The sequence below is a fragment of the Microcoleus sp. Pol10D4 genome (assembly GCF_036701555.1).
Taxonomy (GTDB): domain Bacteria; phylum Cyanobacteriota; class Cyanobacteriia; order Cyanobacteriales; family Microcoleaceae; genus Microcoleus.
This window is the reverse complement of sequence record NZ_JAUBRA010000020.1, coordinates 82,930-90,130: the sequence shown is the minus strand read 5'-3', so window position 1 is coordinate 90,130 and position 7,201 is coordinate 82,930. Positions and strand designations below refer to the sequence as shown.

The following is a 7,201-nucleotide window of genomic DNA, read 5'->3' as shown; positions in this document are numbered from 1 at the left end:
TCTGCCTCATTGTAGTTTTTTTTCCATGATTATGGGATGTTTGGTTTCACCCTTTTTTAATTCGCCAACAGTCTCTTGAAACCGATCCTACACAAACTTTGGTCTCTCTCGCTTGAGACTAATGGAGTTAGTAAGGTGCTTATGACGAGCCCTACCGCTGTTAGTTACAGTTTCAAACCCCTCATGGTGAAAACATCCCTGACAGCTTATAAATATGTTTGATAAATCTACATCAAAATCAAACAGGAACATTTCTGATGGTACAACCAAGCAAACCCACCTCCGAGACTCTCCAAAATTATCAAGGAATCGGAGTCCCAGATGAAAGTCTGCCAGTGATTTTGCAGCGCGGCGGCGATGAATTGCTGCTGTCAAAAGTGGACGATCGCTTTACAGTCCGCCCCTCATCAACAGCATCAGCCTCAAATGATTGGACTGCAACAACTGGGGCAAAACTCAACCGTCGCGTCGGCCAAAGCAATCTGGAAGAATATCTCGTTACACCCGATCGCCTAGAAGCAGCAATGCAAGCAGCCCGCGCCAGCGATGCTGTAGCTTTTGCCAGCCACGTCTATTGCCCCGCGAACAATCCCAGTACATTCTTTTATTTAACCGACCAAATTACCATTCAATTTGGCGAACAAGTAGACGAACAATCGCGAAAAGCGATCGCCAATGCAGCAGCTTTAAAAATAGTCCGGCCAGTAGAAGGAATTGCTAACACCTTCGTCTGCGAAGTCACCAAACAAGCAACAGAAAACCCGGTCAAAATTGCCAACCGCCTGACAAGATATCCAGAAGTTCTGGTAGCTGAACCCAACATTGTAGTAGAGACGCAGCAGCATTACACGCCCCGCGATCCGCTTTATCCCAAACAGTGGTATCTAAACAACAAAGGCGGCAACGAACTTGTCGGCGGTGCTCAAATTTATGCAGAACCAGCTTGGAACCTGACTCGCGGAGTTCGATCGATCGTAATTGCCATCGCCGACGATTCAGTTGACATCACCCACCCAGATTTTCAAGGCCAAGGCAAAATCGTCTCACCCATCGATTTCAAAGACGGCGACACTTCCCCGATGCCAGTCGCCGACTCAGACAACCACGGCACAAGTTGTGCCGGCGTCGCCGTTGCTGAAGAAAACGGCAAAGGCATTGTCGGCGTCGCCCCCGGCTGCGCCTTGATGCCCATCCGTACCAGTGGTTTTCTCGATGACAATTCTGTCGAAAAAATCTTTAATTGGGCGATCGAAAAAGGTGCCGCCGTCATTTCTTGCAGTTGGGGGCCTGCGGCAGTTTACTATCCCCTTTCCCTGCGGCAGAGTGCCGTTATCACCAAAGCAGCAACCCAAGGGCGGGGCGGCAGAGGCTGCGTTATTCTGTTCGCTGCCGGCAATGCCAACCGCCCAGTCAACGGCACAATTAACGAGAAAGGCTGGCCCAACAACGTCCTGGGCGGTCAAACTAGATGGCTGGCAGGATTTGCCGTCCACCCCGACGTAATTGCCGTCAGCGCTTCCACTTCCCTCAACAAAAAAGCAGCCTACAGCAATTGGGGCAGCAGCATCTCGGTTTGCGCCCCCAGCAACAACGCGCCGCCGGGAACTTGGTTGCCAGAAACCGGATTTATCGGCACGCCGCCGGAGGTGACGCAGTATTTGCCCGGTTTGGGGGTGTTTACTGCCGATCGAGTGGGCGATCGGGGCTACGACTGGGGGGACTATACTGATACTTTTGGCGGTACTTCCAGCGCCACTCCAGTAGTCGCTGGGGTTGCAGGGTTGATACTTTCGGCTAACCCCCGTTTGACGGCGCGGGAAGTGCGGGGAATTCTCGAACAAACTGCTGAGAAAATTGTCGATCCCGATCCCGATCCCCAGTTGGGCAATCGCATGGGAAATTACGATCCTAACAACGGCCGCAGCGATTGGTTTGGTTACGGGAAAGTGAATGCTTTTAAAGCTGTGCAAGCTGCGGTGAGAAAGGGCGGCGGCAATCCGAATATCGGGGGTACAGTGTTCAGCGATATTTCTGGACATTGGGCACAGAAGTTTATTGAAGCTTTGGCTGCGGCGAATATAATTAGCGGTTTTCCTGACGGTTCTTTTAGGCCTGATGACAGTTTAAACCGTGCTCAATATGCGGCGCTGTTGGTGAGTGCGTTTAGTCCGATTCCGAGGGTGCCGGCTACAAATTTTATTGATGTTTCTGCTACTTTTTGGGCGAGAAGTGCGATCGAACGGGCAAATCGGGGGGGGTTTTTGGCGGGGTTTCCGGGGTTGAAGTTCGGCCCGAATCAGAATTTAACTAAGGCTGATGCGATCGTGTCTTTGGTTAACGGTTTGGAACTTAAGGGCGGCAATCCTGATACTTTGAAAGTTTACACCGATCGCTCTCAAATTCCTAATTATGCTTTAAGTGCGATCGGCACAGCAACTGCTTTGAAGATTGTGGTTAATTATCCTTCCCGCGATTGGCTTTCGCCGCTGCGGGACATTACCCGCGGTGAGATTTCGGCTTTGATTTACCAGACTTTGGTGGCGATTAATCGGGCAAAGGCGATCGATTCTCCTTACATTGTTTAATCGCGATCGGTTCGTAGTGAGGACTGAATTCCTGATAATTTTATGAGGACTTTAGTCCTCACTACAAACCTATTTTATTGTGGCATTTTTAAGCTCGAAAATCCCCCAAAGCTTTCAAGGCAAATTGTGGCAAAGCCAACATCCTCCGCCACCGCCAAGGTTCTTGATAAAGCCGATACAACCATTCTAAATGATTGTCGCAAAACCAAGCAGGGGCGCGAGTTTTTTTGCCCGCCCAAATATCAAAACTGCCGCCAACTCCCACCCAAATCGAATCAGGACAAAGATGCCGGTGTTCGGCAATCCAAAACTCTTGGCGCGGCACTCCCAAGCCCACAAAAATCAGTTTTGGCTGCATTTCTTTCAAGCTTTGATCCAAGTCTTTTTGTTCGTGTGGCGAGAGATATCCATGCTGAGAAACAATCGACAATCCCTTAACTTTTTGCTGCCAATTTTCTGCTGCCGCCTCCGCAATTCCGGGGTAACCTCCGAAGAAAAATATTGATTCAGAATTCGGCAAGTTTCCGGCAGCTTCTAACAGCGATTCTGCTAATTCAATCCCCGGATAGCGCTGTGCCGGTTTGCCACGCAGCCGCAAGTACAACACCACTCCCGAACCGTCGGGAATCACGAGTTCCGCTTTGCGGATTACATCTGCTAAGGCCTGATTTTGCTCGGCTTGCATGGCCATTTCAGCATTCAAAGTCACCACATGACTTCCTAACCCTTGATGCAGACGCTCCATCAGCCAACCTGCATAATCATCTAATATGTGAACTGGTAGTCCCAGCACTGAAAATTGCGGCTGCGATCGATCCATATTTTTTTATTTGAGATTCCTACACACCTAGTTATTTAAATTAGCTTAGATTGGCGATCGACGCTAGACCAGTTTTGGTCGCAAAAAACCCGGTTTGTGCCACCCAGAGTCTGTTAAGTCATCGTTCTGTGGCCCAGAAACCGGTTTTTTTGTAAGCGACGAGTCGCGCAAGTTCATTAGAGTTTGCCCGCCAAGTGCGATCGAGCATTAGCGTTCGATTTTTTTGACAGAGCCGTCTGCGTACCATTCCATCGGTACTAGCTCAATTTTACCATTAATTTTCACTGTAGAGTAGACAACTTTCACGAAAGGAACGCTGTTGTTATTGTGGTTTTGGGTAGACATGGCAATTACCTTTTTGTGTTTGGATAACTTGAGAAATAATCTAATCTCTGATATATTTAAAAGTCTATTCACCCCAAATCTACTCGCATCAGGAAAAAGCAGGAAAACGAAATGGCGATCGCAAAAAACCAGCGGCAAACCAGGTTAGATTATTACTACGAGCAAATCAAAACCATCATCCTCAAGCGCCAGAACCCAATTACTGGTTTGCTGCCCGCGAGTACCGCCGTTAACGCCCACGGCGACTACACCGATGCCTGGGTGCGCGACAACGTGTACAGCATTCTCGCGGTTTGGGGTTTGGGTTTAGCTTACCGCAAAATTGATGGAGATCAGGGCAGGACATTTGAACTCGAACACAGCACAGTCAAACTGATGCGCGGCTTGCTGTTTGCGATGATGCAGCAATCGAGCAAAGTAGAACGTTTTAAAAATACTCAGTCGCCGCTAGACGCCCTGCACGCTAAATACAATACTCAAACGGGAAGTATTGTTGTCGGTGATGACCAGTGGGGACATTTACAGTTAGACGCTACATCTATATTCTTATTAATTCTTGCTCAAATGACGGCTTCCGGGCTGCACGTAATTTTTACAATTGATGAAGTCAATTTCGTGCAAAATTTAGTTTACTACATCGGTAGAGCCTACCGCACGCCGGATTACGGAATTTGGGAAAGAGGTCATAAAATCAATCGCGGCAATGCAGAATTGAACGCCAGTTCAGTTGGCATGGCAAAAGCAGCGCTGGAAGCAATAAATGGGTTGGATTTGTTCGGAATTAAAGGCTCTCAAGCATCGGTGATACACGTTTTGCCAGACGAAATTGCCAGAAGTCGCATAACTTTGGAATCGCTTTTGCCTCGCGAATCGAGTTCAAAAGAAGTAGATGCCGCTTTATTGAGTGTGATTAGCTTTCCGGCTTTTGCTGTGGAAGATCGAGAATTAATAGAACGGACTCGAAATAAGATTATTGACAAATTGCAAGGAAATTACGGCTGCAAGCGGTTTCTGCGGGACGGACACCAAACAGTGTTGGAAGATGCCGATCGCCTGCACTACGAGCCCACAGAATTAAGGCAGTTCGAGCACATTGAATGCGAGTGGCCGCTATTTTTCACTTATTTATTGTTGGACGGCATATTTCAGGGAAATCAAGCCCAAGTGCAAGAGTACCAGCAGCGTTTGGAATCTTTAGCAGTCGATCGCTCTGGTGTGCCGCTACTACCAGAATTGTACTACGTCCCCGCCGAAAATATAGAAGCAGAAAAGCTAAATCCCAGCAGCCAGCAGCGCTTACCCAATGAAAATATTCCCCTAGTTTGGGCCCAAAGTCTGTATTTTCTCGGTCAATTGCTAAATGAAGGATTAATCGCAGTGGGCGATATCGATCCGCTGGGAAGGCATCTGTCAGTGGACCAACACAGAGAACCTTTAGTGCAAATTGCACTGTTAGCTGAAGACGAAGATTTGCAAGCAGAATTAGCCGCTAACGGCATTGCCGCGCAAACCCCAAAACAGGTAGAACCTATTCAAGTCCGCCAGACTAAAGAATTATCAGCTATTTACACCCAAATTGGACGCAACGACCAATTAGGCTTAACCGGCCGCCCCGTGCGCCGTTTGCGGAGTTTAACAACTTCTCGGGTGTTTAAAATTCGCGAAGAGGCGATCGTATTTCTCCCCTCATTTTTGAACAGACAAGAGTTTTACTTAACTTTAGATTACCATTTTTTAGTAGCTCAAATCAAGAGCGAAATAGCTCACATTCACCGCCACTGGTATCAGTTGGGACGCCCTACGGTAACGCTGATGCTGACTCACACGATGCTGGAAACCGGGCGGGAAGCGTTGTTAGAATTAATGAAGGAATTCCGGGATGGACACTGTAACAACACGCCAGTTAAACTCGGAAATCTTAAGCAGTTAATGCTGACCGCTGGCACCGAAAGAATTGATTTCATGCACGATTTTGAATTTACCGAATCTCCGGTGACAGGTGCAGTAGAAACGCGCAGCTATCTAACTTACAATCCGGAAAAAACTTGGCCTTTGGGTCACACGCAAGAATTTAAATTAGAGTGCGAAACTAATACTCAATTCTTGCTAACTAGCCTGCGCGATTCAGAAAACTTGTACGAACAAATAGAGTTGCTGCACACGTTAGTTCGCCTCAAAGGATTAAATTTTGATACGGGATTTGGAGGGGCGGAAGAAACAGTTAAAGTTGTGGATTTGCTCAACGAAGTTTATATAAAAGCTGGAGAAAGTTCGCAATCAAAAATCCAATGGGCAGTCATCCGCCATGCCGCAGGTTTGCTGGACAAAGTTGATATCAGCTTGTCCGATGCGGTGACAGACATTTTGGTGCGGCAAAAACAGATTGCTGTGGGGAAAGCTTACAGCGAAGATTCGATAATTTCGCGACCCGGATCTTACACGGAAGTGATGGACAAAATTCGCCAATTCTGCGGAGAAGACATTCGCGATCGAGTTCTAACTCAAGAAGTTCTCATCTACCTCGGCCTGCTAATTAAAGCCGAACCGCAGTTATTTAAAGGCCTGCTGACGCTAAGAGTTAGCTACTTTATTTTGCTGCTGACTAGCGAGTTTGCCCGCGAATTGGGAGTTACGCAAAATGAAGCTTACGAACATTTAATGCAGCTAAGCCCCTTTGAAATCAAAAATCGCCTGCGCCAAGTGTTGACAGAATACGAGGAAATGAATCAAATCCTCAAACAGCAAGAATCCCTGCGCGTCAAACAGCCGGAAAAAGATATTGAATGGGTAGTAGCGCCAGTTTCTGAAGAACCAACCATGCCTGGGGGAGGATGGCGCCGAAAGCGGCAAATGGAAGGTACTGTCAATCGCGTACCGAAGGATTTTTATCCGAGTGTTTGGGGACTGCTGCGGCACTGCAAAGGCTTGATAATTGGCGACAAATTAGAGCGTCGCAATCGGTTAGATAGCCATATCATTTTATCGGAAATGACACCCGGTGAAAAGAATTTCGCGCTACAAATCGAGCATTTGCTGAATAAAATTGTCGCACCGGAATATCGACAAGTCAATATTGAGGCGCTGATGGAGTTGGCGGCGATCGCCCAGCGCAACCCAGAATTGCAAGTAGAAGAATACATCGTTTTAGATGTATTAGTCGGTCACGCAGTGCGCCTGAATTGGCAAGGAAAACACCCGGAAAGAGCGGGAAAATACGACGAAGATAAAGCCGCGGCTTGGCAAGCTTTTTACAATACTTCGCCTTACGTTTGCGCGAGTCATGTACTCGATGCTTTCCGATTCTTGACGAAGTTTGGATAGAGTGAGGGCGGGTGGTTAATACAAGTCTCGATTGACCTGTTTGTAGTAACGACTTCCGTCCTTTCTTTGCCAACTCATCAGCAAGGGCGAAAGTCCTAACTACAAAGTTATTACATTTTTGCAACAAGTC

4 protein-coding genes are annotated in these 7,201 nt (G+C 47.6%); 2 read left to right on the top strand and 2 right to left on the bottom strand.

Features of this window, described 5'->3' with window-relative positions:
- Positions 1–257: 257 nt before the first annotated feature.
- A complete protein-coding gene (locus QUA36_RS12960; RefSeq protein ID WP_333457846.1) occupies positions 258–2,585 on the top strand; it encodes a S8 family serine peptidase in 2,328 nt (775 codons plus the stop codon).
- 88 nt (positions 2,586–2,673) lie between these two features.
- On the opposite strand, the gene QUA36_RS12955 is transcribed toward QUA36_RS12960, so the two are convergent.
- Both QUA36_RS12955 and QUA36_RS12950 read right to left on the bottom strand, forming a co-directional pair.
- Entirely contained in the window at positions 2,674–3,405 is a 732-nt protein-coding gene (locus QUA36_RS12955; RefSeq protein ID WP_333457844.1) for a WecB/TagA/CpsF family glycosyltransferase, read from the bottom strand.
- Positions 3,406–3,612: 207 nt separating this feature from the next.
- Positions 3,613–3,750: a hypothetical protein gene (locus QUA36_RS12950; protein WP_333038037.1), complete on the bottom strand. Its 138-nt coding sequence runs from the start codon at positions 3,748–3,750 to the stop codon at positions 3,613–3,615.
- A gap of 111 nt (positions 3,751–3,861) precedes the next feature.
- Here QUA36_RS12950 and QUA36_RS12945 point away from each other — a divergent pair, with 111 nt between their 5' ends.
- A complete protein-coding gene (locus tag QUA36_RS12945; RefSeq protein WP_333457843.1) occupies positions 3,862–7,071 on the top strand; it encodes a glycoside hydrolase family 15 protein in 3,210 nt (1,069 codons plus the stop codon).
- The last annotated feature ends 130 nt before the right edge of the window (positions 7,072–7,201 follow it).